Source organism: Staphylococcus sp. Marseille-Q5304, assembly GCF_943737015.1.
GTDB classification, from domain to species: domain Bacteria; phylum Bacillota; class Bacilli; order Staphylococcales; family Staphylococcaceae; genus Staphylococcus; species Staphylococcus hsinchuensis.
Genome location: NZ_CALSFP010000001.1, coordinates 2101632 through 2128076, shown reverse-complemented (window position 1 = coordinate 2128076; position 26445 = coordinate 2101632). Strand labels below are relative to the sequence as shown.

The window sequence follows — 26445 nt, the reverse complement described above, 5'->3', positions numbered from 1 at the left end:
CAATGACGATATTAGCAATCACTATTTTTATATTAACGTTAATTTTTGTCATATGGCAACCTAAAGGTTTGGATATTGGTGTTACAGCTTTAATCGGTGCTGTTATTGCTATCATTACAGGTGTTGTTAGCTTTTCAGACGTACTAGAAGTTACAGGGATTGTTTGGAATGCAACGTTAACCTTTGTCGCTGTTATACTCATTTCATTAATTTTAGATGAAATTGGATTTTTCGAATGGGCGGCTATACATATGGTCAGAGCTTCAAATGGTCATGGGTTTAAGATGTTTGTCTACATTATGTTGTTAGGCGCTATTGTAGCAGCTTTCTTTGCGAACGATGGAGCTGCATTAATTCTCACTCCAATCGTGCTGGCTATGGTCAGAAATCTTGGGTTTAATCAAAAAGTCATTTTTCCTTTTATCATTGCAAGTGGATTCATTGCAGATACTACGTCTCTTCCATTAATTGTAAGTAATTTGGTTAATATCGTTTCTGCTGACTACTTCCATATTGGATTTATTGAATATGTAAGTCGCATGATGATTCCAAATCTATTCTCTTTACTTGCAAGTATTGTTGTATTATGGCTATATTTCAGAAAAGTTATTCCTAACCATTTTGAAATTAAAAACCTTAAAACACCTGATCAAGCCATTAAAGATCCAAAATTATTCAAGTTTTCATGGATTGTTTTATCAATCTTATTCATTGGTTATATAGTTAGTGAATTTATTCAAATTCCGGTATCGATAATTGCTTGTTCAATTGCGTTTATATTTACTGTATTGGCCTATCAATCAAGCGTTGTAAGCACGAAACAAGTGATTAAAGGCGCACCTTGGAATATTGTGCTCTTTTCTATAGGAATGTATTTAGTTGTATTTGGTCTGAAAAACGTGGGTATTACTGCATTATTAGCTAATATTCTATCAAGTATATCAAACTATGGATTGTTTAGCAGTGTTATAGGTATGGGCTTTATATCCGCATTCCTTTCATCCATTATGAATAATATGCCTACCGTATTAATTGATGCAATTGCTATTGGACAGTCTGCAACTACCGGTTTAATTAAAGAAGGCATGATTTATGCCAATATCATCGGTTCAGATTTAGGACCTAAAATCACACCTATCGGCTCCTTGGCAACACTACTATGGTTGCACGTTTTAACACAAAAGGGAGTAAAAATTTCATGGGGCACATATTTTAAAACAGGTATTGTTATTACGATTCCTGTTCTGTTTATCACATTAGTTGGTTTATACGTTACACTTATTATATTTTAAAAAAGAGGTGTCAATGATGACAAAGAAAATAATTTACTTTATATGTACAGGTAATTCATGCCGTAGCCAAATGGCTGAAGGTTGGGCTAAGAACATCTTAGGTGATGAATGGCAAGTATATTCTGGCGGTATTGAGGCACACGGTGTCAATCCGAAAGCAATCGAAGCGATGAAAGAAGTTGGAATTGATATCTCAAATCATACTTCTAATTTAATTGACAACACTATACTAAACCAATCTGATTTAGTAGTAACTCTATGTAGTGATGCTGATCAAAACTGTCCTGTATTGCCGTCTAATGTAAAGAAAGAACATTGGGGATTTGACGATCCTGCTGGCAAACCTTGGTCAGAATTCCAACGTGTTAGAGATGAAATCAAAGCAGCCATTGACTCATTTAAGGCTAGATAAATTTTAAGCGTCTCAATATCATTGAGACGCTTTTTAATAGATTTTCTCTCATATAATGTTCTTAAAAAATCAACTTAATAATTGCAACGACGATTAAAACACATATTATCGTTTTTTGAATATAGTCAGGTATTTTCTGGCCCATTTTCATACCTAGAGGCGTAAATAGTATACTACCTAAAATTAACGGTATTGCACTATTGATAGGAATATAACCCTGTAATAATTTAATAATAAATGCTCCAATAGAAGAAATGAATGCAATTACAATACTATTTGTAACCACCATATTCATTGGTAATTTAAATATAACAAGTAGTACTGGAATAATAATAAATGCTCCACCAGCTCCTACAATACCAGATACCAAACCGATGATACCACCTATTGTAATTAAAAGTAGACGATTTAACTTAATATGACTAGTAGATGGTGTGACTTTTATAAACATTAGAATAAGAGCTAGTAATGCAATAATAATATAAACTGTATTAACAAACTGAACATTTATTAAATTCGCTAAGATTGCACCTAGCATACTACCTATTACCATTCCACTTCCCATATTAAGTATAAGCGTTCTAGAAAAATTTTTACTTTTATATGCGTTTAAAGATCCACTCAATGTACTAAAAAACACCTGACTTGAAGTTAATCCTGAAGCAATATAAGCACTATAAGTAGGTAAACCAAATAATGGTGGTAATAATAAGAGAGCCGGGTAAATAACAATGGCTCCCCCTATACCGACTAATCCAGAAATAAATCCTCCTAAGATACCAATAACTAACATTACTATAATTGTTGTTATATTTATCATTTACTTTTTATCAATAATTCAACTGCTTCATTAATTAGTGCCTGAGAATCTTCACTATTTTCTTCAGACATTTTGACGCATTCTACCAAGTTCTCACTAATGATAATACCCATTAAACGTTGAATAGAACTTTTAGAGGCACTTAATTGACTGATGACGTCTTTACAATTTTTTTCTTCCTCCATCATTTTAATGACTCCATTAAGCTGTCCTTGTATGCGATGAATACGATTAATCATTTTTTTATTATATTCCAATATATTTCACTCCACATTAATTTTTAATACTTACATCATATTGATTAAATTTTAGTTTGTCAAATACCCCCATAGGTATTTGACAAACTATCTAATTCGTTATAATATACCCCCATAGGTATTTAAAAGGAGGCAATTATGTCACAATATAAAACGAAACACATTAATGATTTCACTAAAAAAGAATTACAAGAATTGAGTTCTAAGGGTCAATTAATTGACGTTCGACATCCTGAAGAATTTGAATTAGTACACATTAAAAACGCTTTATTACATTCAGTTGAGAATATAGAGACTTTTAAACAAAGCAAAAATAAAACTTACTATATCTATTGTAAAAGTGGTAATAGAAGTAGAAAAGCCAGTCAATTTCTTGCACAACGCGGATACGATGTGGTGAATTTAGACGGAGGTTATACCGCATACGAACAACAACATCATAATGATAATTTATCTAAAGTAAAAGAAGATAGAGAAATTAAAGATAATCGTAAGACATTCAATTATAGTAATCTACAGTGTCCAGGACCTATTGTTAATATTAGTAAAGAAATCAAAAACATCGCTATTGGTGACCAAATAGAAGTTGTTGTAACTGATCACGGATTTTTAAATGATATTAAAAGTTGGGTCAAACAAACTGGACATACACTTGTTAGACTCAATGATTCTGGTAATGAAATTCGCGCTATTATTCAAAAAGAAGAAAATAAAAATATAGAAGTGACACACACGAAAAATGGAACAACGATTGTTTTATTTAGCGGCGAGCTAGATAAAGCAGTTGCAGCAATGATTATTGCTAATGGTGCTAAAGCCGCAGGTAGAGATGTAACCATCTTTTGTACATTTTGGGGCTTAAATGCACTTAAAAAAATTCAAAGTCAACGTATTAAGAAAAAAGGTATTGCAAAACTTTTTGACTTCATGCTTCCACATTCACCAATTAACATGCCTATTTCTAAAATGAATATGTTTGGTTTAGGCAATCTAATGATGCGTTATGTCATGAAAAAGAAAAATGTCGATACTTTACCTTCTCTTATTGATCAAGCAGTTGAGCAAGGTGTTAAACTTATCGCTTGTACAATGAGTATGGATTTGATGGGCATTACAAAAGAAGAACTACGTGATGATGTAGAATACGGTGGCGTAGGTGCATATATTGGATATACAGAACAAGCTAATCACAATTTATTTATATAATTAGAAAGGAATGATATTATGTTTTTTAAACAATTTTATAATAAACATTTATCTCAAGCATCTTATTTAATCGGTTGTCAAAAAACTGGAGAAGCCATGATTATTGATCCTATTCGTGACTTATCTTCATATATTCGAGTTGCTGATGAAGAAGGTTTAACTATTACTCATGCAGCTGAAACACATATACATGCAGATTTTTCTTCAGGAATTAGAGATGTTGCTATAAAGTTAAATGCTAATATTTATGTATCAGGTGAAAGTGATGACACATTAGGTTATAAAAATATGCCTAACCACACTCATTTTGTTCAACATAATGACGATATTTATGTAGGAAATATAAAATTAAAAGTGCTTCATACACCTGGTCACACGCCAGAAAGTATAAGTTTTTTACTTACTGACAAAGGTGCTGAAGCACAAGTTCCAATGGGACTATTCAGTGGTGATTTTATTTTTGTAGGAGATATTGGTAGACCTGATTTACTAGAAAAAGCGGTTAAAGTAGAAGGATCATCTGAAATAGGCGCTAAACAAATGTTTAAATCGATTGAAAGTATTAAAGACTTGCCAGACTACATTCAAATTTGGCCTGGCCATGGCGCTGGTAGTCCTTGTGGTAAATCTTTAGGTGCTATTCCAACATCTACTCTTGGCTATGAAAAACAAACGAACTGGGCTTTTTCTGAAAATAACGAAGCTACCTTTATCGATAAACTCATTTCTGACCAACCTGCACCACCACATCATTTTGCACAAATGAAAAAAATTAATCAATTCGGTATGAATTTATATCAACCTTATACGGTTTATCCAGCTACAAATACAAACAGATTAACTTTTGATCTCCGCAGTAAGGAGGCTTATCATGGTGGACATATTGAAGGTACAATCAATATTCCATATGATAAAAATTTCATCAATCAAATTGGCTGGTATCTAAACTATGATCAAGAAATTAACTTGATTGGAGACTATCACCTTGTTTCAAAAGCAACGCACACCTTACAACTCATTGGATACGATGATATTGCTGGATATCAATTACCGCAATCTAAGATTCAAACACGTTCCATTCATAGTGAAGACATTACAGGTAACGAATCACATATATTAGATGTACGTAATGATAATGAATGGAATAATGGCCACTTATCTCAAGCGGTTCATGTACCACACGGCAAACTTTTAGAAACAGATTTACCTTTCAATAAAAACGATGTTATTTATGTACACTGTCAGTCTGGCATTAGAAGTTCGATAGCTATTGGTATTTTAGAACACAAAGGTTATCACAACATTATTAATGTAAATGAAGGTTATAAAGATATACAACTTTCTTAATATTTATACTAATGAAGAAGGACTATAAGTAGTTAGACATAGCTTATAGTCCCTTTTTATAAATTTAAAATTTTGTAAATTAATAAATGTATTCTTTTAATTTCTATTGTTCAATCCACTTTATAACGAAATTACTTAATACAAATAATTATAACAAATCAAGAACCTATGTTCTCTCTATATATTCACAATTCTTAAGATATAATTATTTAAAAATTAGAAATGAGTGATTTGATGTATAGCAATTGGGGACATGAGTTACAATCAATAATTGAAAATATGGATACAAAGGAAGTAAAAGAAGTGATGAGTCAAGCAAGTAAATCTTATGAGGAATTAAATAATAATCGCAACACTCGTAACAAGGTAAAATATCCAATGATTTTAACTGACATAGTTAAATATGAATTATATCTTCTTGATGGATGCAGTAATACAAATGAAGAAAATAAGCAAAAAAAATGGGAAGATCATGATTTATTTGTGCCAACTAAAACTAACTTTTCAGCAAATTTCAAAAAGTTTTGCCTTGCACTTGGTATTGATTCTGAAAATTTTAAAATTGGAAAATCCTATGCATTTAAATGTGATAGTAAATTTGTTATACATGATATATTGTCGAATAACTCTGATTATATCCATTTTTTAAAAAATGGCGTTAATAAAAAAGATATAGAATCTACAAATAAAATTAATGATAACTTATATTATTTTATAAAAAATGAAATTACTAATCCTATTGATTATAAAACTGCTATGACAAATTACCATTTATATTTCTTAATCGATTCAAATATCGAAGTTGGTATAAAATCTAAGGTTATCGATATAATAACAGCTCCAAATGTTAGCAGTGCTCAAAAAATAGATATAATTAATTACTATATGGATGAATTAGATGAACTCAAGGATGAAGTTAATGTAAGATTAGCTGCATCTCAATCTTATAGCTATAGTGACTATTTAGAACAAGAACGCCGCGTTCAAATTGACGTAAATCTTGCGAAATATTTAACTAACAAAGAAACTAAAGCATCTGCCCCTAAAGCCCTAGTCATTAGATTATTAAGTCAAAGTGAGTTAGTGGATACACCAAAGTACACCAAAGAAAATCGCAATAAACTTATTGCTGAATTAAAAAAAGCTTTAAATTATCATTATAAGAAAGATATTGATAAAGATGAAGATAATCAATCTGAATATTTTTTTATAACAACGAAATAGTTATCATTATTAAAGAAGTGCCGATGAAAATCGGCACTTTTTTTGTCAATATATTACACGAAAATTTTTGTATGGAATTTTCAAGTCTATTTTACAGACTTACTCTTCACACTATTACCTATATAGTTATATATGTATTCGGCCGATACACAAATTAATACATTTGGAGGTAAATAATTATGCAGTACAAAGGTGAAGAGTTTAACGAAGTTAAAAGAAGACGTTTAGGTGTTGCTTTCAGTCTATCTGAAGACCCTACATTTACATTTCATGACTTAAAAATAAAAACTGAGACATGTTCAACTGAATTACAACAAGATGTTGGTCGCTGGTTTTCATACTTTATAAAGAACATGCCAAATGTCCCATTTGTCATTATTGGTAAGAATAGCAACAGGAACTTAGTGTATCGTAAAACAGGACCAAATCCAATGCGTCACAAAAGTAACTGGAAAGGAGGTGGGTTCTAATGAACCCTTCAAACTTACCTTTCAAACTTGGGAATGCGATTTTGACAATGGTCGGTTGGTTTTTAATTATCCCTGCCAAGAAAAACGAAGATGAGGATAAAAAAGTTTTCATATCAAGCCCCATTGTTATAACAGCAAGATTCATAGATCCCGAGACTAAAGTTGAAAAAATTATTTTATCAGATTTTAATAATACCGAATTAATTGAAGAGGCTGATATTTTATCATCACAAAAGCTTCCTACCATCATCAAATTCGGATTCAATGTTAATGAAAAATTTACCCGCGATTTGGGATTCATTCTTCAACAAATGCGAACTCAAACACCTATATCGCCAATGTATCAAGGTGTTGGTGTGATTAGCACTGAGAATTACCCTATCATATCGTTGGATGAACCTTATTTATCTAAAAAAGTACAGCATTCTTTAAATGAAGATATCCTATGCAACACACAATATGATTTGCAACCTAAAGGTACTTTTAGGAACTGGTGGCAAATGTATCTTGATGAAGTAAAAGGGAACTTGTTACTGGAGCTCGCAGTGATTTTTGGCGTTTCATCATTAGTCACAGCCTACCTTAAAAACTTACATGAAATTGAGTTTTCCGGTACCATCTATAGTTTCCGAGGTCAATCCTCTTCAGGTAAGACTTCAGCTGCTACTCTAGCCGTCTCTATATGTGGTAACCCTAATAAGGGAAGCAAAACTTTGTTCCGATCTTGGAACGGTACACCTAATGCCTTAGAAGCTTATATAAATAATAATTATGGCGTGCCTATCGTCTTAGACGAACTTTCTATTTCTAGATTGGGTCAATTCACTGAGATTTTGTATAGTCTATCTGAAGGGCAAGGTCGTCAACGTGCAAATATTCATGGAGATATTAAACCTATCAAACAATCAAGTACGTCAATCATCAGCACATCAGAATTTAGTATTTTCAATAAATCTGCACGTAATGACGGTTTGAATGTACGTACAATCGAAATATCTGAAGCCTTTACGACAAGCGCTGAAAATGCTGATGCCATTAAAAAGGCAACATCAGCTAATTACGGTCATGTGATGCCATTAGTCGCCGAGTACCTACTTAATCGTGAAGCAGAAGTCATTCAATGGTTCCGAACTGAGCATCAATGGTTCAAAACGCAACTAGAAAATGAAACGAGCAATACAGGTATCCGCATGTTCAAGCGCTACGCCACCATTACGACTTCAGCACTAATATTAGAACGTGTAATCGCGACACCTATCAATTTGGATGCAGTTAGAGACTACCTCATTAACTATCATTTAGATTCTGTTAGTGAACGAGATCTGTCTTCCAAAGCTCTCGAAACTATCACCCAATTTGTGGCACAGAATAGAGGAAAATTCTCGGAAGACAATAAACTCTCAAATATGATCGAAAATTACGGGCTTATTGAACTGAAAGATGATCATATTCAAGTCAAAATACTGAAAGATGTTTTTAAACGCATGTTAGAAGAAAACCAATATCAAGACGTACAGAACGTCGTCAATTCACTGCGAGATAAGGGACATATTCAATCTGATCGTAACCGTAAAACAACTAAACGTAGCATCAAAGATGCAACGGGCAAATCAAAAACTATAGTATTCTATCATCTTAAATTGGATAAAGAACTTGCCCCTATTTTTGGCTTAAGTTCCAATACAGAAACTTTCACACCACCGAAATTTGATAATAATACAAATCCAGATTTGCTTAATAATTTTATTAAACAAGCGAAAGAAAAAGAAGCAAATGACGATTCAGAACTATAAATTTGAATATTATACCGCTACAACGCTCTATGCGTTGTAGCTCATTAAATCAACCGGAGGTATTAACTATGAATGTAGTTGCATTAGCACATAATATTACAGATGAAAGAGAAGTCTACTTAGACGAACCAATTGATACTGTAAAAGCATATTGTAAAGAACATGGTTATAAAATCACAAAAGATTATAACGACGATAACCAATTAATAAATGATATTAAACTGAAGCACGTCAAACCTAAACGTATCGTCTTTTGGGGCATTTATGAAGATTATCCTGAGTTGGAGCAAATCTGCTCAAAGCGAAAAATTGAATTCATTACAATATTTCCAAAGTTGGTATAACACTTTTACTACTATCAAAGTCAATTGGGAGGAAGAATATGGACGAATTAATCACATTACTTGCTGATTTAGTGATTGAAGAAATTAATCACGCTGATGACTAATAATAACGCCCAACACCAGCCAGGTGTTGGGCTTATCTATAAATTCGTTCATAAATATATATTATCACTTTGGAAGGAGGAAATAAGATGAAACAAGCAATTGGTTACTTACGTCAAAGTACACTCAAACAACAATCTCTAGCAGCACAGAAACAGACCATCAAAGCACTAGCCGAAAAACACAGTATTCAACACATTACCTTTTATAGCGATAAGCAATCAGGACGCACTGATAAGCGAAATGGTTACCAACAAGTTACTGAACTGATTCAACAAGGACAATGTAACGTATTATGTTGCTATCGTCTGAATCGACTTCACCGTAACCTAAAAAATGCATTAAAACTCATGAAATTGTGTCAAAAGTATCATGTTCATATCTTAAGCGTTCATGATGGCTACTTCGATATGGATAAAGCATTCGATCGGCTCAAACTCAATATTTTCATCAGCTTGGCCGAACTAGAATCTGATAATATAGGCGAACAAGTCAAAAATGGAATCAAAGAAAAAGCAAAACAAGGTAAACTCATCACGACCCATGCACCCTTTGGCTATAACTATCATAATGGGACATTCACAATAAACAAGTCAGAAGCACCAACAGTAAAAGCTGTATTCAGTTACTATCTTCAAGGATATGGCTATAAAAAAATTGCGCAATACTTAGAAGCTAATGAGAAATTTATCAATCGTAAACCCTATCAAGTACGTAATATTATCATGAACTCTAATTATTGTGGTCGAGTCATTAATCAATACGGACAATATGACAACATGTTCCCTTCTATTGTTTCGACTAATATATATGAACAAGCTCAAGCCATACGTTCACAAAAGCAACTCAAACGGACATCATCAGCTAATCAACTCAAACAAAAAATCAAATGTCCGTGTTGTAGCTCAACACTCACAAATATGACCATTAGAAAAAAGCATCATACATTACGTTATTATGTCTGTCCTCAAAATTTGAATGCATCTCGTTTTGTCTGTGAATTCAAGGGCATCAACGCACAACCATTAGAAGCGAGTGTCTTATCTACATGTCAAGACTTCTTTCAAAATCAACATCTGCATTCGAAAATCAACCATACAATTCAACAACGACTCAAAAAACAAAAAGACATAGAAGCTAAAAGTACAGTCACGCAAGAACAACTGATAGAAAAATTAGCCCAAGGCAAAATTGATGCAGATACATTCAGAGAACAAACGCAATCATTTCAACAACAGTCAAAACCTATAACATCAATCCATACGCATCAAATTCAAAAGGCTTTACAAAATGTCATGCAACAACGTTTCACATTAAACATATTGTACCCTTACATTGATGAAATTCATATTACCAAAAATAAAACACTTACGGGTATCTATTTCAAAAACGAGCCCTTAAACATCGTCAATCAAAAAACGCAATCATCGATTGCTTAATCAGAAAGGATGAAAAAATATGAATGAAATGAAGAAGAAGAGAATCGGAGCGTACATTCGCGTGTCCACAGAGAGACAAGTAGAGGGTTATAGCATCGAGGGACAAATTACACAAATAGAGCAATATTGCCAATTTAATGGCTATGAACTTGTTGATATATATGCAGATCGAGGTATATCAGGAAAATCTATGAACCGTCCTGAATTACAGCGCATGTTAAATGATGCTAAAAATGGAAAATTAGACTGTGTTATGGTTTATAAAACAAATCGTTTGGCACGTAATACTTCCGATTTACTTACAATCGTCGAAGAACTTCATCGCCAAAATGTTGAATTTTTTAGCTTGTCTGAACGCATGGAAGTCAAAAATTCAACAGGCAAGTTAATGCTTCAGATACTTGCAAGTTTTTCTGAATTTGAAAGAAATACAATTTTAGAGAATATTTACACCGGGAAACATCAAAGAGCTTTAGAGGGCTATTATCAGGGCAATCTTCCTTTAGGATATAATAACATACCTGATAATAAAAAAGAATTAATGATTAATCAACATGAAGCTAACATCGTTAAATATATCTTTGAATCTTATGCCAAAGGTCATGGTTATCGTAAAATAACCAATGCACTCAATCATAAAGGTTATGTCACTAAGAAAGGTAATCCATTTAGTATTTCAGCTGTTACTTATATTCTCTCAAATCCATTCTATATTGGTAAAATTCAATTCGCAAAATACAAAGATTGGAATGATAAACGACGTAAAGGCTTGAATGATAAGCCAGTAATCGCTGAAGGTAAGCACGCTCCTATTATTGGCAAAGACTTATGGGATAAAGTACAAGCACGTAAAAAACAAGTAAGTGAAAAACCACAAGTGCATGGTAAAGGAACCAATCTATTAACGGGTATTATTCACTGCCCACAATGTGGTGCACCAATGGCAGCTAGTAACACAACGAACACATTGAAAGATGGTACCAAGAAACGAATACGCTATTATTCTTGTAGTAATTTTCGAAACAAAGGCTCAAAAGTATGTTCTGCGAATAGTGTTAGAGCTGAGGTGATTGAGAAATACGTTATGGATCAAATACTTGAAATTGTCAAAAGCGATAAAGTTCTCAAACAAGTTGTCGAACGTGTTAATCAAGATAGTCAAATTGATATGGCTGCACTTAACCATGATATCGCATATAAGCAGCAACAATTTGATGAAATAAACACTAAACTAAAAAATCTAATTCAAACCATCGAAGACAATCCAGACTTAACATCTGCACTCAAACCAACCATTCATCAATATGAAACACAACTCAATGACATTACAAATCAAATGAATCAACTCAAGCACCAACAAAATCAAGAGAAACCATCTTATGATACGAAACAAATCGCTGCCCTATTACAACGAATATTTCAAAATATAGAATCCATGGATAAATCACAGCTCAAAGCTTTGTACCTAACGGTTATTGACCGTATTGACATTCGTAAAGATGAGAATCATAAAAAGCAATTCTACGTTACACTAAAACTTAATAATGAAATTATTAAACAACTTTTCAATGATACCCCACTCGACGAAGTGCTCCTCAGCACTTCGTCTTTGTTTTTGCCTCAAACACTCTACTTTCAAATCTAATATCTATGTACTGTCCTTTCGTCATTCAATAACACCCATCTAACAAACCTTTTCAACATACTAACAAGTCACAGCTCAATGTGAAGCTTATATTGTATGACGAAAGAACATCCCAAAATAAAATATGAACGGGATAGCAATGGGATTGGATAACTTCAAGTGACAGAAGGATTACGCAAGCGTAATCCCGAAATCCCATTATTATTTATAAATAAATAATATAAAAAGAAAAAGTAAGTCGTACTGACATCTACAAATCCAAATCATATATAAATATATAGCTATATTTCCTGAGAAATGAGCGGGATAACGGGATTTCCTTGTCATACCAACAATTGTGACGACTTTCGATTGGGATACTTTCTATATTTCGGTGGGATTTCTAAGCGAAACAAATGGTATTTCAAACTTATATTATCAAAATGATGTATATGAATTACATCACTATCACACTATCTAGGAGGCAATGATATGGAAACAATCACCCAAGAACTCAAACAATATATAACTCGTCTATTCCAACTATCTAACAATGAAACATGGGAATGTGAAGCACTGGAGGAAGCAGCAGAAAATATACTTCCTACTCGTTTTGTAGAACATACTCCACTTGCGCATCTTACACTTGAAACTTATACCTACTATAATGATGAGCTACATGAGCTAAGTATCTATCCATTTCTAATGTATGCTAATAATCAACTCATCAGTATTGGTTATCTAGATCATTTTGATATGGACTTTCTATACCTCACAGATACTAAAAATACAATTATTGATGAACGTCATTTACTAAGAGAAGGAGGGAATGACCATGAATAATTGGATCAAAGTGGCACAAATATCTGTTATAGTCATTAACGAAGTGATTGACATCATGAAAGAAAAGCAAAATGGAGGACAATAGTATGCAAATCAATCGATATATCACAAGAGGCATTAGTGAACACTTATCTCTAGAGCTTCAAATCTTACTTTGGAACATGGTAAAAGAACGGGACAATCAACCTCATACAGATTACCTACACGTTTTTAAACTGCAAGAAGATGAGAATATACTCTCAATCACACATGAACAAGAACAACCCACGTACAAATTGGAATATCACTATACAAACTATATGAAAAATCAAAATGCATTACCTAAGAAAGTCTACGTCATTCGTGAAGATGATGTAGACGTTTTTTATTATGTGATGCTTTTACCAGAAGAATACTAAAGGAAGTGATTATATATGAATACAATCAAAAATACAATACACACAGAAGCTATATTTAGCAAGGATGAAAAACACCGCTATTTACTCAAGAAAACATGGGATGAAAAGAAACCCGCCTGTACAGTAATAACGATGTACCCTCATTTAGATGGCGTATTATCACTCGATCTTACTACAGTTCTTATTCTTAACCAATTAGCTAATTCTGAACAATATGGTTCTGTCTATCTTGTGAATCTATTTTCAAATATTAAAACACCAGAAAACCTTAAACATGTCAAAGAGCCATACGATGTGCACACAAACATTCACTTGATGAAAGCGATAAGTGAAAGTGACACAGTAATTTTAGCTTATGGTGCTTATGCGAAGCGACCAGTTGTTGTCGAACGTGTCGAACAAGTGATGGAAATGTTAAAGCCTCATAAAAAGAAAGTTAAAAAGCTCATAAACCCAGCAACAAATGAAATTATGCATCCACTCAACCCTAAAGCACGTCAAAAATGGACATTGAAATAAAAGGAGGATTATCTATGAACTATGAAACCACACAATCAGATTGGCGAACGGTTACTAACTTCTTAGCAAAATATAATTATGTATCAATAGTAAAAGGGCTAGTATATCATTTCACAGCAATTGAAGATGAAGAAATACTTGATAAAATCTATGATGATTTTATGAATGATGACTCTATAACAACAGTACTTAATAACGATTTGCAAAAAATTATTAACCACTATCTATCAAAGTGAAAACTATATTCTAATAAAACTAAAACATCCTTCACTTTACAGTGAGGGATGCTCCATTAGTTTGTTTTTTACTAATTACTAGCCATAAGTTCTACTTGTTCTACAGTCATTTTTTAAATGATTATCTAGCAGCTACGATCATTTTAACTTTAATCCTATAAGAAGGAGATTAATATGAAACTTAATCGATACACTACAAAAAGTATTATTAAAAATTCCTCCTCGATCTTCAAATCTTACTTTGAAACATGTTAAAAGAACAGAATAACCAACTTCAAACAGATTACCTGCATATTATTAGACTACAAGAAGAGTCTAATAAACTGTCAGTTACACATGAACAACATCGCTTTCTACTTAAAAACATAAGGTGGGATAATAAATAACAAACGATTACGTTCATTACTAAGTATCCGCATTTTATTCTCCTTATGATTGTCTACTCAATATGATCACAGTTTCAGGAAAGTATGAATTGGTTCAGTACATTTTATAAATGTATATGCTAATATTAAAATGCCTATCAATCCCAAATATTTAGAAAATGCCTATGATAAGCATACAGATATTCAAATTATTAAGGCAGTGAAAGAGTCAGATGACACTGATATTATCTTGGGGCGCTTACGCTAAAAAAATTGTTATTGAAGCACGTGTCAATGAAGTAATAAAGATGCTAAAAACGCATAAGAAGAAAGTGAAACGACTTATAAATCCAGCAACCAATGAAGTCATGCATCCACTCAATCCAAAAGTAAGAAATAAACAGATATGTAGATGAGCTAAAGGTTTATTTTAATAAGAAACAAACGAGCACACTCTAAAATTGAAATTATTTGAATTCACACCCATTAACTTTCCGTATAATTCAAATATACATTCAATTAGTAAAAACATAACCTAATTAGATATACAAATGATAACTATTACTGTTTAAAAATTACTTTATCTTCATTAATTAATTTCACTAACTCTTTTATAGTACTTTTATATATTTTATTATATTCATTTTTCAAAGGTTCCATTCTCACATGCATTAAGTTAGATTTTAACTCTTCAGGTAAACCTACAACATCAACCATGGTCTTGACGATAACATTTTTTTCGTTATTTATAATTGTCCATTCCTTATCAGTTTTCTTTGACTCATTTAAATATATAATATCATCACTAGTCATTCTTGGGAAAAAGTAAAATATTTTTTTATCAGGGAAAAAGTATTTAGTTAAAAACATTTCTCCAACAGCTATATGACCCGCTCTCTGAGATGACTCGGTAAAATTTCGAATATTCCTACCAGCATACTTTATAACAACATCATTATTTTTAAATATAGTAGATCTTTTCTTAGCAAAATTATTCCAATCATTTTTATACTTTGTTTCGAACGAACTCTTATAAATACGTTTCATTTCCTCTAAAATTACATTCAAATAATCTTCAAGATGCTTCGACTGGACTCCATATTTATCTATTAAATTCAATATTTTTTTTACAACACTTAAATCTTGTGTAATAATATAGGTTCCCTTTTCAATCTGGCTTGCATTATAAGCCATACCATAAAGATCAGGTTGAACTGTATCATTCCCTTTTTTTAGGTAATATATCCCAATTATTCCATTTTTCACTGCACCAAGCGCATGATGAAACCTTTGATACTGCGCATTACCACTACTACCTCTTCGAAGTGCATCAGTACCTTCTAAGGCTACTACAGGAAAATTATTATACGTTTCTTTTGTTAAATTATCTTCAAATTGTTTATCAGGAATATACCATGCTGCATCACATGAACCGTATTGAATATTATCATAGCCGAATGTTAAACCACCTTTTGTAAAAGGTTTTTGATCATAGTTGCTACTTTCTTGAAATATCCTTGGCTCAATATTTTTAAAATCAAACCCTACTTTATCAACAATCTCTCTTTTTATAATTTCATCACTAGATAACGCCATTAACTATCACTCTTCTTCCTTAAGTAAATTATTCACCAACATAAAAAATAAGTCATCTTTATTGACTATCTTAACTAATGATATAATATCTTCTTGGGAGTATACTTGTTTATTTAAGTATTTTTTAGACAGTAAATTTATTTCGAAATTTGTAAAATTAGCTAATATATGGATTTTAAAATAGTTTTCAAGCCAGGATAAATAAGCTTTTTTATTTATTATATTTGTATTCTGAGCACTATCAGGGTTATTTTGCATTATGTACATTTCATCACTATTAAACGTCAAGAGACCATTATTAAAACCAGCCTCTTTTTTATAAGGATGTATTTCAAAGGCAAAATCAAATATCTCTGAACTTAAGTACTTAGCAATTTGCTTATTCATATTCGTTGTTGATGTTTTAACTTCTCCTACTGTTATACTATTTATATTAGTATTCATTTTTTCATATACTTCTTTTATTTTTTGAGGATAAATACGTAACATCATTAATTCTACTATAAACAAACCTTTTTTTTGTAGCAAAGATGGTGATTGCCACGCTATAAAATCTGGTGATCCTAAGTTATATGTTAGTGGTGTCTGATTTTCAACAATATAACCATCTTCCTTGAATTTCATAGACGCTATATATTCCATAAATGGTTCCATTCCATTACCTTTTTTATATTTTTCAATTCTTTGAAAAATAAAGTCTGTAGTACACATTTTTGACTTTTCAATTAAATATTTCAATTCTTTTAATTGTTTAAAATACTCGTCTTCATCTTGAAATTCAATCGGTATAATATACTTATCACCAGAAAACAAAAAGCTTTTTTGTTTACTTAATAAATAAGGAGAATTTACAATAAGTTGTTCATCAAATAAACCACTGATTATTTTATAATCTTTACAATCATTGAATATTTTCGTCAAACCTTTAGGAGTGTATGGATAATGTATATTATCAAAATAAACTGATCCAGTTACAATAGAATATAAGAACGCATTGTATGAATCCATTTTCACAGCTTTTCCAATAACAGTATCCGTAATTTTAAAACTAAAATTATTTTTAAATATATTAAAAAATGAGATTCTATCAATTTCCATTATAAAGACCTACCCTCCAATTCTAAAATATAAAGTAAACACTATCTAATATTATACATTAAAAGGAGTATATTGTTATTATGAAAAATAATATTTATCAATCTTCACTAGATTTAACTGGAGATAGTTACTATTTTTATTACAAAAATAAAAAAAAGGAAATAGTTCCTGTTTTAGATACTAATTTAAACGCGTTAGCTAAACAAAAGCTAAATGAGATTGAAAAAAAATATACAGACATCCCATCAGTATTTAAACTAAATTTTAAAGACGTAAAACTTTACCATCCTAAAGGGGATGTTGAAAAAGCACATTCACTTATTATAAATCCTGAAAACGGCGCTTATTCTTTAAAAAATAAACTTAATCATTTAACAGGAAAAGAATGGACTAAATTCACTTGTAGCTGGTTTATATTTAATGCACTAAAATCAGATTTAAAAGAAGAAAAAGAGTTAATGGGAGATTCAGATTCACACCCAGCAACATTTTCACCTACCATGATAGAAGATTTTATTAAATTTTTCACAAAAGAAAACGACAAAGTGTTTGACCCTTTTTCGGGCATAGGTAGTACTCTAGAAGCAGCAAAAAGAACAAACAGAGTAGGTTATGGTATTGAATTAAACGAAAAATACTTCAACATGATTAAAAAAAGATTACCTGAATTTAAAGACAATATTTTTAACGATGATAGCCGTAATCTTAAAAATCTAAATTTGCCTAAATTTAATTATTCTATATCTTCACCACCTTATTGGGACGTATTAAATAGAAGTACGGATGGATTTAAAAAAAATCGGATAGATAAAAACCTAGATTATAATTATTCTAATAATCCAATAGATTTAGGTAATATTGACGATTATAATCAATTTTTAAATGATTTAACTAAAATTTATGAAGATATGTATGATTTTTTAGTAGATGGCGCATATATAACTATTATTATTAAAAATGTAAAAAAAGAAGGCAAACTTTATCCAATCGCTTGGGATTTAGCAAGCAAACTCTCATCTACTTATGTTTTAAAAGATGAAAAAATTTGGATACAAGATAAAATTGCTTTATCTCCTTATGGCTACCCATATTCTTGGGCGAGTAACATTTTACACCATTACTGTTTGATCTTGAGAAAGGAATAATAATATGAAAAAGAAATTAGAATACCTTTATGAAAATATCATAAATGAAAAAACTTTAACCAGCCAAAAAATAGCTATAATAAAATCCATAAATACTGGTCAAGAAAGCCAAGCAACATTGTACAAAATTATATCTCTACTTATAGTGAAAAGGGTGAGACCATTCTAGATCCATTTTGTGGTAGTGGGATTGTTGGATTAGAATCCATCTTGAACAAAGAAATTTTGTAGGTAGCGATATTAATCCCATATCGTTACTTATTTCAAATGTAACATTAGATAACAATTTCGATTTAAATGAAATTCGCGAAAGTTACTGTCAACATATCACTAAATTAAAAAATAAAATAAATGATTATTATAAAGTTAATACAACTTGCGATTGTTGTAATAATAACTTATCTATAAAATTCATCGGTATTGGTCCAAAATTCGAGAATGATTTTCCTGCTAGACTTTATTGTCCAACTTGTAATAAAAAATCATGTGAAAAAAATGTTATTATAACAAGAAATGAGTACAACCTTTCTTATCCTGATACAAAAATTTTAGAAAATGATATCAAATGGGTACCTAATATAAAATTCCCAAAAAAATTTTACAAAGATCGTTTTTCATATAAAGGGATTTCAAAAGTAACTGATATGTACACATCTAGAAACTTAACTTCTCTATCCCTAATTTTAAACGAAATTAATAAGCTACCTCCTAAAATTAAAGATTTCTTTTTAGTTGCTTTTACTAATACTGTTTTACATTCCAGTATATTAAAAGGAATAAACATTCGCCCTTTAGGCGTTAATAATTATTGGATTCCAGATGATTACATTGAAGAGAATGTATGGTTTCGATTCGAGGATCGATTTAAAATTTTATTAAAAGCAAAAGAAGAAATAGCAAATATGATTTCAAGCAAAAATAGTATTGGGAAATTTACATTAAATAAAATAGCTGCAGAAGACGTCAATTTACCTAATGAAGTTGATTATATATTTACCGACCCACCATATGGAGATGCTATACAATACTCTGAGTTATCCTATATGTGGAATTCTTGGATTAATGAAGAGGTGGATATAAATAAAGAGGTTATAATTAATCCAAAACAAAATAAAGGAAAAGAAGAATTCAAACATTTATTTGAACTCTCGATAACTAATATTTCAAAACAATTAAAGTTAAATGGACATTTCACACTTTGCTTTCAAAATAAAGAATTTTCAGTGTGGAAAGATATAATAGAAATATTTAAAAGCAATAATTTTAATTTAGTTGATATCAAAATTCATGACACTTTGGGTAATTCATTCAATAAAAGTTGGTCTAAGTTTTCCCCGAAAACTGATATATATTTAACTTTCATGAAAGTTAAGACTAACGTTACAAACAAGACCAATAGCAATCTCTTTGAAGATTCTTTAAGGAATATTGTTACTACAGTAATCAATTTTTTAAAAGAAAAAAATGAAATTATTACACCTCAAATCATTTATGATTTAACAGTTTCATTATTAATTTCTAATTACTTTGAAAATGAAGGTTATACGTTAAAAGAATCATTCACTATAAAAGATTTTAATACCATAGTTAACGATTTGGTTAAAATTCTGTAAAAAAGCAAGCAGTGATAAGTAATTTTACACTGCTTGTTTTTTATTATACCGTGTTATACTTCAAGCAAACATAAGTACTCTTTTAAAAACCGCATCACTTGTGATATGCTTCGCAAAAACATAATAGCAATTCTCATAAACCTCATACGTTCCGATACGTTCAAAATCCCTTTATAAAGCGGCTGAAAAAACCGCATCATTTATGATACGCTTCTCCCCTCATAATCTTAAATGCACGATAGATTTGTTCGATTAAGACGACGCGCATCATTTGGTGTGGGAAGGTCATTTTGCTGAATGAAAGTGCGTAGTTACTACGATTTAAGACGTCTTGATGCAAGCCATTTGAGCCTCCAATGATAAATGTGAAGTCGCTTTGGCCGCGTGTCATTCTTCCTTCTAATTCTTTAGCAAGTCCTTCTGAAGTGGGCATGTTGCCTTTGATTTCTAAAGTGATGACTGTAGATTGTGGTTTGATTTTAGCGAGTAATCGCTGGCCTTCTTTTTCTTTTACTTGTTCTACTTCTTTGTCACTCATGTTTTCTGGGGATTTTTCATCTGGAACTTCGATGATTTCTATTTTAGAGTATGCGCCTAAGCGTTTTTCATATTCTGCAATGGCTTGTTTCCAGTATTTCTCTTTAAGTTTGCCTACTGAAAGGATTGTAATTTTCATTGTGACCTCCTATGTATCAAAGTGGATAAATTCGTTGACTTATCCACAGGTTATCAACTTATTAACAGTACTTTTCTCTATTATACCAATTATGCAGTACTTTTATGAACAATAAATGGATATTATACACAAAAAAAGGTGTATAACTTGTGTTTCTGTGGATAACTCTGTGTATAATGTGGGCATTTCCTTGTGTATTGTGCACAGTTTGGGATAACTATGAACAACTTAGTGGATAACTTACGCCCAATATACATACTTATTCACAATTATAGTTTAATTACGTTAAACTTATATTCACATTCGAGTCCGTCTTACCATCTTATAAGCTTATATTTATAATTCTATGCATAAACTTTAACTATCAAAAAAGAATAGGACAGAAATCGAATTTTCTAATAGAGATTTCGTAGTCCCACTAATTCACAAAGAAGCTGAGACAACTATTTTTGTCCCAGCTTCATGAAATAAATTATTTTAATTATCCAACTCATTTAAAGTGTATATATTGGTGTCGCTTGTGCTTTGTCTGTATCGCATAACAAAATTTCTCTTTCGGTATCAATATCGCGTTCATTAAGTACTTGACCGACGCTCATACGTGCTAAATCTTTCATATTGTTGTCTTGTGATAGATGAGAAAGATAAATACGTTTTGTGTTACCTGTAATTACGTCAGCCATTGCATGTCCCGCATCTTCATTAGATACGTGTCCAACGTCGCTTAGTATACGTTGTTTCGTCTTCCAAGGGTATCTGCACATGCGTAACATATCGACGTCGTGGTTACTTTCAAAGATAAAGGCATCGCTGCCTTGGATCATTCCTTTCATTCGATCTGAAACGTAACCTGTATCGGTAATCATCGTAAACTTCTTATAATTGTTATGGAAAATGTAAAATTGTGGATCTATTGCGTCGTGTGAAACGTTAAATGATTCAACATCAAATCCTGCAATGGAATGCGTTTCATATGGATTAAAGATAAATTTCTGATCGATTGGAATTTTGTTATCTTTCTTTTCAATCGCTGTCCATGTTTTCTCATTCGCATAAATAGGCAGTCCATATTTTCGTGCCAGCACTCCTAAACCTTTAATATGGTCTGAGTGTTCGTGCGTAACGAGAATCCCATTTAATTCTTTGATTTGTTTGTCGATTTGGCCAAACAGTTCTTCCATTTTTTTCCCTGTTAAACCAACATCTACTAGTAAACTGCCTTTATCACTTTCTACATAAGTGGCGTTACCTGTACTACCACTTGCTAATACACTCATTTGTATCAAGCGATTCACCCTTTCTAATCTATAACATCGCCAGAACGCCTTTAAATCAAGCTTTTTCACTTAGCGTAAAGGTGTTCGTTTTATCGAAGGTAGTCTTCCGTTTGTGTGATGTAACTGTACCTTCAGTCTATATTTTTAAATTATTTCAATTATTTTTATCTAAAATAGTGTGTTTTATTTCACACGTTTGTCGTTAACAGTATTTAATTTTAACATACTTTCCACGTTGATGACTGTAAATTGGATTATTTCACCCAACTCAGTTTGCAATTTTTAAATACTGCGTTAACCCCCCATCATTTTCAAATTCTACAAAAATAAGAGAGGTTTATCAGCTTATGTGTAATAGACTGATAAACCCCTCCAAGCACATTCAATTGGTTAATCTTTCTTATTAATCTTAGGGTTATTTGATGCCGCTTCGACGTAATATGTCGTAATCTTACCTTTATGATTGACTTTGATTTCCCAATTGGCTTGAAGCACTTGTACGTTAGGTTCTTCGACTACTGTATAATAGCCAAGACGCGCATTTCTGACTTCATCATTCCGCTTCAAGTAGCGGTTAAAGTATAATTGTTCGATAGCTTTTTTAGCGCTGTTTACTTGTTTTTTATCATTGTTCGCACCATTTGATGGTTTGATAGACTTCATCGCTGTTTGAGTATAACTTGAAGTCTTTCCATCGCTATCTACCTTAAACTTTAAACGTGCTTTGACATTGTCCATAATCGGATAATTATTATAAGTTTGTTCGAAAGTGACTTCATTATCGTCAATCTTACTGAGTTCATAATCATCGCCTTTGTAGACATTCTTTTGGATGTATGATTTTAAATCGCTGTATTGATCATTTCCTACATCAATCTCATCGCTAAGATTACCTTTGGCTGCTTCTCCTGATTTTGTACGTGTAACATCTGAATGAGATTTGGCAAAATTTGTGAAATCAAATGAACGTGCAGTGACTAATTGCATTTTTACGTTTTTAACGCTGGGTAGTTTATCAGGAATTTCAATGCCTTCTTGATGGAAGTTTACAGCATTTTCTTTACCGATATCGTTGATGTTAGATTTTTTAACTTTATCGATGTAAGTAAAGACCAACATGATGTTCACTAGAATAAATACAAAGATTAATAACGTTTTCGTCTTTTTCCAGTTCATTTATTCTAGCCTCCCATCATTGTATGCTCGCCATTTACCATCATATTCGACATACCATTCTGGTTTAAACTCACTGTTACTCTGCGTTTCATTATCACTATCTAATTGACTTTCCATCTTATAACCAATCGTCATGTCTGTTACCTTTTCAAAGTCAATATCATGGTTATTTGCTAATTCGGAACGCACTTTTTCAGCGCCTGGTAAGTTCACGTCATCGGCACCACTATCGATAGTGACGTTCGCTTTGATGAGTGTACGAGCGTAACTGAATAGGCCTCTTTCACTCCATGAAATATCAATACTATTCAAATTATCATTACTAAATGTTGGTCGCCCTTTAATAAACATTTGATAAGTAAGATTACCTTTTTTGTTGTCAGTTGAGAAAAGACGGAAATCATCAGTAAATCCACCATGTTTATTAATAAAGTCTACTGTACTCGGGATGGTCGTCTTCATATTTTTTATTCGATCTTGATTCTCTTTTAAATTAGTATAACGATATTTCTGGTTATTATCATTATAATTTGCAACACCTGTATTATTGTTGTAAGTTGTGTTACCACTGTTGGAACTTCTTACAACGACAGAATCGTCAAAGAGGATCGAATTCATACTTTCAACACCAATATTTTTATAAATCGTGTGATATGTTTTTAAGTTTTTAAGTTTGCTTGGTGCAAAAATATGCGTCGCTTTGTCTACTGAATCTTTATTTGTGATGATTTCAGTATAAGGTTGCATTTCTTTATGCTTTTCTTTTAATTTGTTATTAATTTGTTGGTCTTTGATGTTTGTTTTCATACGTACGACGTCATGTCGGTCTTCACTAATTGCGTATAATTTTATTTTACCGTTGTTGTAATTATCAATTAAGAGTCGATTAAATTTAAAGTTTTTAGGTACTTTCGCTTTGATATTCAATACCCTACCTAAATATGTTGATAATGGCATATCATATGAAAAATCAAGTACCAAAAAGTCATTACTTAAATCAGGAATAATGAGGTTATGGTTACTATGCATTTGATCTGATTTAAGTACTGTTTTATTTCTTAATGGTTTAATGATTGCATCGATATTATCATGCGTAGCAATTAAACCTTTCGTTTCGTCCTTATTTGAATGAACGATCTGATATGGAGTGATGACTTGATTTGTTGCATGGTCTTTAGGGTTACCAATGTGTCGTGCTTTGGTTTCTTTATCACTATCGTTTTCACTTTTAATATCTGTAGTTAAATTCGGTGAAAAGTTCCAAGTCTTATACGTCAATATGATACTCATCAATACTAATAGCAATAGGATGATTGACTTAATAAAATCTTTACTCCGCATCCCAATCACCATCTTCTATTATCTCAATCGGTAATGTAATAAAGATTGAGGTACCTTGACCTTCCACACTGTTAGCCCAAATACGACCATTGTGTGCTTCTACAATTTCTTTAGAAATCGCTAAACCTAATCCAGTACCACCCATTTTACGTGTACGTGCTTTATCTACACGGTAGAAGCGATCAAAAATCTTCTCTACTTTATTAATCGGGATACCGATACCATTATCTTTCACGCGTATCGTCATACGATTATATAATGCGTTTTGTTTCACGTGAAACTCAACACGTTTATCACCACGAGAATATTTCATCGCGTTTGTAATAACGTTATCAAACACTTGTGTCATCTTATCTGGATCAATTTCTGTAAAGATGGCTTGTTCTGGCATTTCTCGTACAAATGTCGTATCTTTCGCTGACATTTCGTGACGATCGATAATTTTATTGATAAAGCGATTAAAATCGACAATTTCTTTTGTGATTTGTTCAGATTCGTTGTCCATTTTAGAAAGTTGTAATAAATCATTCACGAGTCGAATCATGCGGACAGTTTCTTCTCTCGTAACGGACAAGAATTTAGGGGCTAAGCTTTCATCTTTCCAAGCGCCTTCTTCTAAGGCTTCGATATAACTATTCATAGATGTAAGCGGTGTACGTAGCTCATGTGAAACGTTGGCAACGAATTCTCGACGTTCACGTTCAACTTGTTGTTGCTCAGTAACATCGTGTAACACGGCAATATAACCTGTAACGAAGCCTGTTTCTTGTACGATTGTACTGAAATTAACACGTGCAATAATGCCTTCCGTCTCATTGATGTCTAACAGGAAGCTATCGTTGTTCTCTTGTATTTCATCTAAAGAGAAATCATCTTCCAGTTTAAGAAGTTTCAACATATGTTTACCAACGATTTCTTCTTTAATAGTACCCATCATCGTCAGTGCCATTTCGTTTACGATACGCACACGACCTCGTCTATCTGTTGCGATAATACCATCACTCATGTGTGTGATTACGGAATCTAGTCTACGTTTCTCACTTTCAGTATTCGCTTGTGCTTCTTGAACACGTTTAGATAGGTTATTAAAGGCAAGTGCGAGCTCACCAATTTCATCGTTTCCGTAAATCTTCACACGTTGTGTATAGTTACCTTTAGACATCTCTGAAGTTTGGTTTCTCATATCAGTAATAGGTTTCGTGATTGTTCTTGCGATAAAGAAACCTAATATTACAGTAATTAATAATGAAATACCTGTACCTACAATAAAGATTCGGTTAATATCACTCAATTGATTATAAACACTATTAATATCTGCTTCTATGTAAATATCGCCAATTGTTTTATTGTTTGAAGTTTTAACCGGTAAATTATAAATCCATACACGTTTTTTACCATTACCGTAATCTTTTAATACAGTGTGACTATTCGCCTCACCTATAGATAATGATTTTTGTACTGAATTATCGTTCGTTTTTTGACCAATTAAACTACGTGTAGCCTGCTTTGAAGTTGCCATTATGATTTGGTCATTATTCACAAACCGGATTTCTTCAATTTCTTGTCTGTTGGCATATTCACTTAATAAGTTTTGTACTGCTTTTTGAGTGTTACCTTGCTTTTTCTTATCGTACGTTTTTTCAATATTAATCTCTATCTGCTTCGCATATTGTTGAATATTACTCTTAAAAGTTGAAGTTAATTCTTCTTCAAGTTTATTGGTAAAGTAAGAACCGATAATTTGCATACCGATAATAATCAGTAACACGTAGACGATAACGAGTTTCGTGTGTAAAGATTGAAGTTGCTTAAGCCATTTCATCGAAAATAGC

At 31.9% G+C, this 26445-nt stretch carries 25 protein-coding genes and 2 pseudogenes; 18 read left to right on the top strand and 9 right to left on the bottom strand.

What is annotated here, in order from left to right:
* The first annotated feature begins 2 nt into the window (after positions 1–2).
* The gene (gene arsB / locus NGI30_RS10570) at positions 3–1292 is read left to right on the top strand and encodes an arsenite efflux transporter membrane subunit ArsB (protein WP_037537701.1); all 1290 of its coding nucleotides are present in this window, start codon (positions 3–5) and stop codon (positions 1290–1292) included.
* A 16-nt stretch (positions 1293–1308) separates the two neighbouring features.
* Positions 1309–1704, top strand: coding sequence for an arsenate reductase (thioredoxin) (arsC, locus tag NGI30_RS10565; protein WP_037537704.1), 396 nt, complete (start codon positions 1309–1311; stop codon positions 1702–1704).
* Positions 1705–1765: 61 nt separating this feature from the next.
* Here arsC and NGI30_RS10560 read toward each other — a convergent pair whose 3' ends face one another.
* A complete protein-coding gene (locus NGI30_RS10560) occupies positions 1766–2524 on the bottom strand; it encodes a sulfite exporter TauE/SafE family protein (RefSeq protein WP_037537707.1) in 759 nt (252 codons plus the stop codon).
* Positions 2521–2781, bottom strand: a complete 261-nt coding sequence (cstR, locus tag NGI30_RS10555) for a persulfide-sensing transcriptional repressor CstR (RefSeq protein WP_000456194.1) — start codon at positions 2779–2781, stop codon at positions 2521–2523. Before cstR ends, NGI30_RS10560 begins: the two co-directional genes overlap by 4 nt.
* A gap of 138 nt (positions 2782–2919) precedes the next feature.
* Here cstR and NGI30_RS10550 point away from each other — a divergent pair, with 138 nt between their 5' ends.
* The 13 genes and pseudogenes from NGI30_RS10550 to NGI30_RS10490 all read left to right on the top strand — a co-directional run bounded on the left by NGI30_RS10550 (position 2920) and on the right by NGI30_RS10490 (position 15107).
* Entirely contained in the window at positions 2920–3987 is a 1068-nt protein-coding gene (locus NGI30_RS10550) for a DsrE/DsrF/DrsH-like family protein (protein ID WP_251943802.1), read from the top strand.
* Between the two features lie 18 nt (positions 3988–4005).
* Positions 4006–5334, top strand: a complete 1329-nt coding sequence (gene cstB / locus NGI30_RS10545; RefSeq protein ID WP_070678292.1) for a persulfide dioxygenase-sulfurtransferase CstB — start codon at positions 4006–4008, stop codon at positions 5332–5334.
* 234 nt (positions 5335–5568) lie between these two features.
* A complete protein-coding gene (locus NGI30_RS10540) occupies positions 5569–6558 on the top strand; it encodes a hypothetical protein (protein ID WP_251943799.1) in 990 nt (329 codons plus the stop codon).
* A gap of 179 nt (positions 6559–6737) precedes the next feature.
* Complete coding sequence (gene ssb / locus NGI30_RS10535) at positions 6738–7028, top strand: cassette chromosome ssDNA-binding protein (protein WP_251943796.1); 291 nt, start codon at positions 6738–6740, stop codon at positions 7026–7028.
* Entirely contained in the window at positions 7028–8821 is a 1794-nt protein-coding gene (gene cch1, locus NGI30_RS10530; RefSeq protein WP_502960382.1) for a cassette chromosome replicative helicase, read from the top strand. Before ssb ends, cch1 begins: the two co-directional genes overlap by 1 nt.
* Positions 8822–8889: 68 nt before the next feature.
* Positions 8890–9165, top strand: coding sequence for a recombinase family protein (locus NGI30_RS10525; protein WP_044466491.1), 276 nt, complete (start codon positions 8890–8892; stop codon positions 9163–9165).
* Between the two features lie 191 nt (positions 9166–9356).
* Entirely contained in the window at positions 9357–10706 is a 1350-nt protein-coding gene (gene ccrA, locus NGI30_RS10520) for a cassette chromosome recombinase CcrA (protein ID WP_251943794.1), read from the top strand.
* Between the two features lie 19 nt (positions 10707–10725).
* Positions 10726–12351, top strand: a complete 1626-nt coding sequence (gene ccrB, locus NGI30_RS10515) for a cassette chromosome recombinase CcrB (RefSeq protein ID WP_251943791.1) — start codon at positions 10726–10728, stop codon at positions 12349–12351.
* Positions 12352–12822: 471 nt separating this feature from the next.
* Positions 12823–13173, top strand: a complete 351-nt coding sequence (locus NGI30_RS10510) for an SAUGI family uracil-DNA glycosylase inhibitor (protein WP_145430538.1) — start codon at positions 12823–12825, stop codon at positions 13171–13173.
* A gap of 86 nt (positions 13174–13259) precedes the next feature.
* Entirely contained in the window at positions 13260–13571 is a 312-nt protein-coding gene (locus NGI30_RS10505; protein WP_251943788.1) for a DUF960 family protein, read from the top strand.
* Positions 13572–13586: 15 nt separating this feature from the next.
* On the top strand, positions 13587–14090 hold the full coding sequence (locus NGI30_RS10500; protein WP_251943785.1) for a DUF1643 domain-containing protein: 504 nt from the start codon (positions 13587–13589) through the stop codon (positions 14088–14090).
* A gap of 14 nt (positions 14091–14104) precedes the next feature.
* Positions 14105–14326 (top strand): hypothetical protein, encoded by a 222-nt coding sequence (locus NGI30_RS10495; RefSeq protein WP_251943778.1) that lies wholly within the window; start codon positions 14105–14107, stop codon positions 14324–14326.
* A 287-nt stretch (positions 14327–14613) separates the two neighbouring features.
* Positions 14614–15107 (top strand): annotated as a pseudogene (locus tag NGI30_RS10490) (DUF1643 domain-containing protein).
* Positions 15108–15252: 145 nt separating this feature from the next.
* Here the strand turns inward: NGI30_RS10490 and NGI30_RS10485 are convergent.
* Together NGI30_RS10485 and NGI30_RS10480 are read right to left on the bottom strand one after the other, a co-directional pair.
* Entirely contained in the window at positions 15253–16287 is a 1035-nt protein-coding gene (locus NGI30_RS10485) for a hypothetical protein (RefSeq protein WP_251943775.1), read from the bottom strand.
* A gap of 6 nt (positions 16288–16293) precedes the next feature.
* On the bottom strand, positions 16294–17385 hold the full coding sequence (locus tag NGI30_RS10480; protein WP_251943774.1) for a hypothetical protein: 1092 nt from the start codon (positions 17383–17385) through the stop codon (positions 16294–16296).
* Positions 17386–17465: 80 nt separating this feature from the next.
* Here NGI30_RS10480 and NGI30_RS10475 point away from each other — a divergent pair, with 80 nt between their 5' ends.
* From NGI30_RS10475 to NGI30_RS10470, 3 genes and pseudogenes are all read left to right on the top strand, one after another.
* Positions 17466–18530 carry a DNA methyltransferase gene (locus NGI30_RS10475; protein WP_251943771.1) on the top strand — a complete coding sequence of 355 codons (1065 nt, stop codon included), beginning with the start codon at positions 17466–17468 and terminating at the stop codon, positions 18528–18530.
* Between the two features lie 72 nt (positions 18531–18602).
* Positions 18603–18761, top strand: a pseudogene (locus NGI30_RS11465) (DNA methyltransferase); the annotation flags it as partial.
* Positions 18762–19174: 413 nt separating this feature from the next.
* Positions 19175–20143, top strand: a complete 969-nt coding sequence (locus tag NGI30_RS10470; RefSeq protein WP_251943768.1) for a hypothetical protein — start codon at positions 19175–19177, stop codon at positions 20141–20143.
* A gap of 196 nt (positions 20144–20339) precedes the next feature.
* Here NGI30_RS10470 and rlmH read toward each other — a convergent pair whose 3' ends face one another.
* The 5 genes from rlmH to walK all read right to left on the bottom strand — a co-directional run bounded on the left by rlmH (position 20340) and on the right by walK (position 26435).
* Complete coding sequence (gene rlmH / locus NGI30_RS10465; RefSeq protein ID WP_251943766.1) at positions 20340–20819, bottom strand: 23S rRNA (pseudouridine(1915)-N(3))-methyltransferase RlmH; 480 nt, start codon at positions 20817–20819, stop codon at positions 20340–20342.
* Between the two features lie 494 nt (positions 20820–21313).
* The gene (locus NGI30_RS10460) at positions 21314–22114 is read right to left on the bottom strand and encodes an MBL fold metallo-hydrolase (RefSeq protein ID WP_251943763.1); all 801 of its coding nucleotides are present in this window, start codon (positions 22112–22114) and stop codon (positions 21314–21316) included.
* Positions 22115–22486: 372 nt separating this feature from the next.
* On the bottom strand, positions 22487–23272 hold the full coding sequence (locus NGI30_RS10455; protein WP_251521676.1) for a two-component system regulatory protein YycI: 786 nt from the start codon (positions 23270–23272) through the stop codon (positions 22487–22489).
* Positions 23273–24613 carry a YycH family regulatory protein gene (locus NGI30_RS10450; protein ID WP_251521673.1) on the bottom strand — a complete coding sequence of 447 codons (1341 nt, stop codon included), beginning with the start codon at positions 24611–24613 and terminating at the stop codon, positions 23273–23275.
* Positions 24603–26435: a cell wall metabolism sensor histidine kinase WalK gene (gene walK / locus NGI30_RS10445; protein ID WP_251521663.1), complete on the bottom strand. Its 1833-nt coding sequence runs from the start codon at positions 26433–26435 to the stop codon at positions 24603–24605. Before walK ends, NGI30_RS10450 begins: the two co-directional genes overlap by 11 nt.
* Positions 26436–26445: the final 10 nt, after the last annotated feature.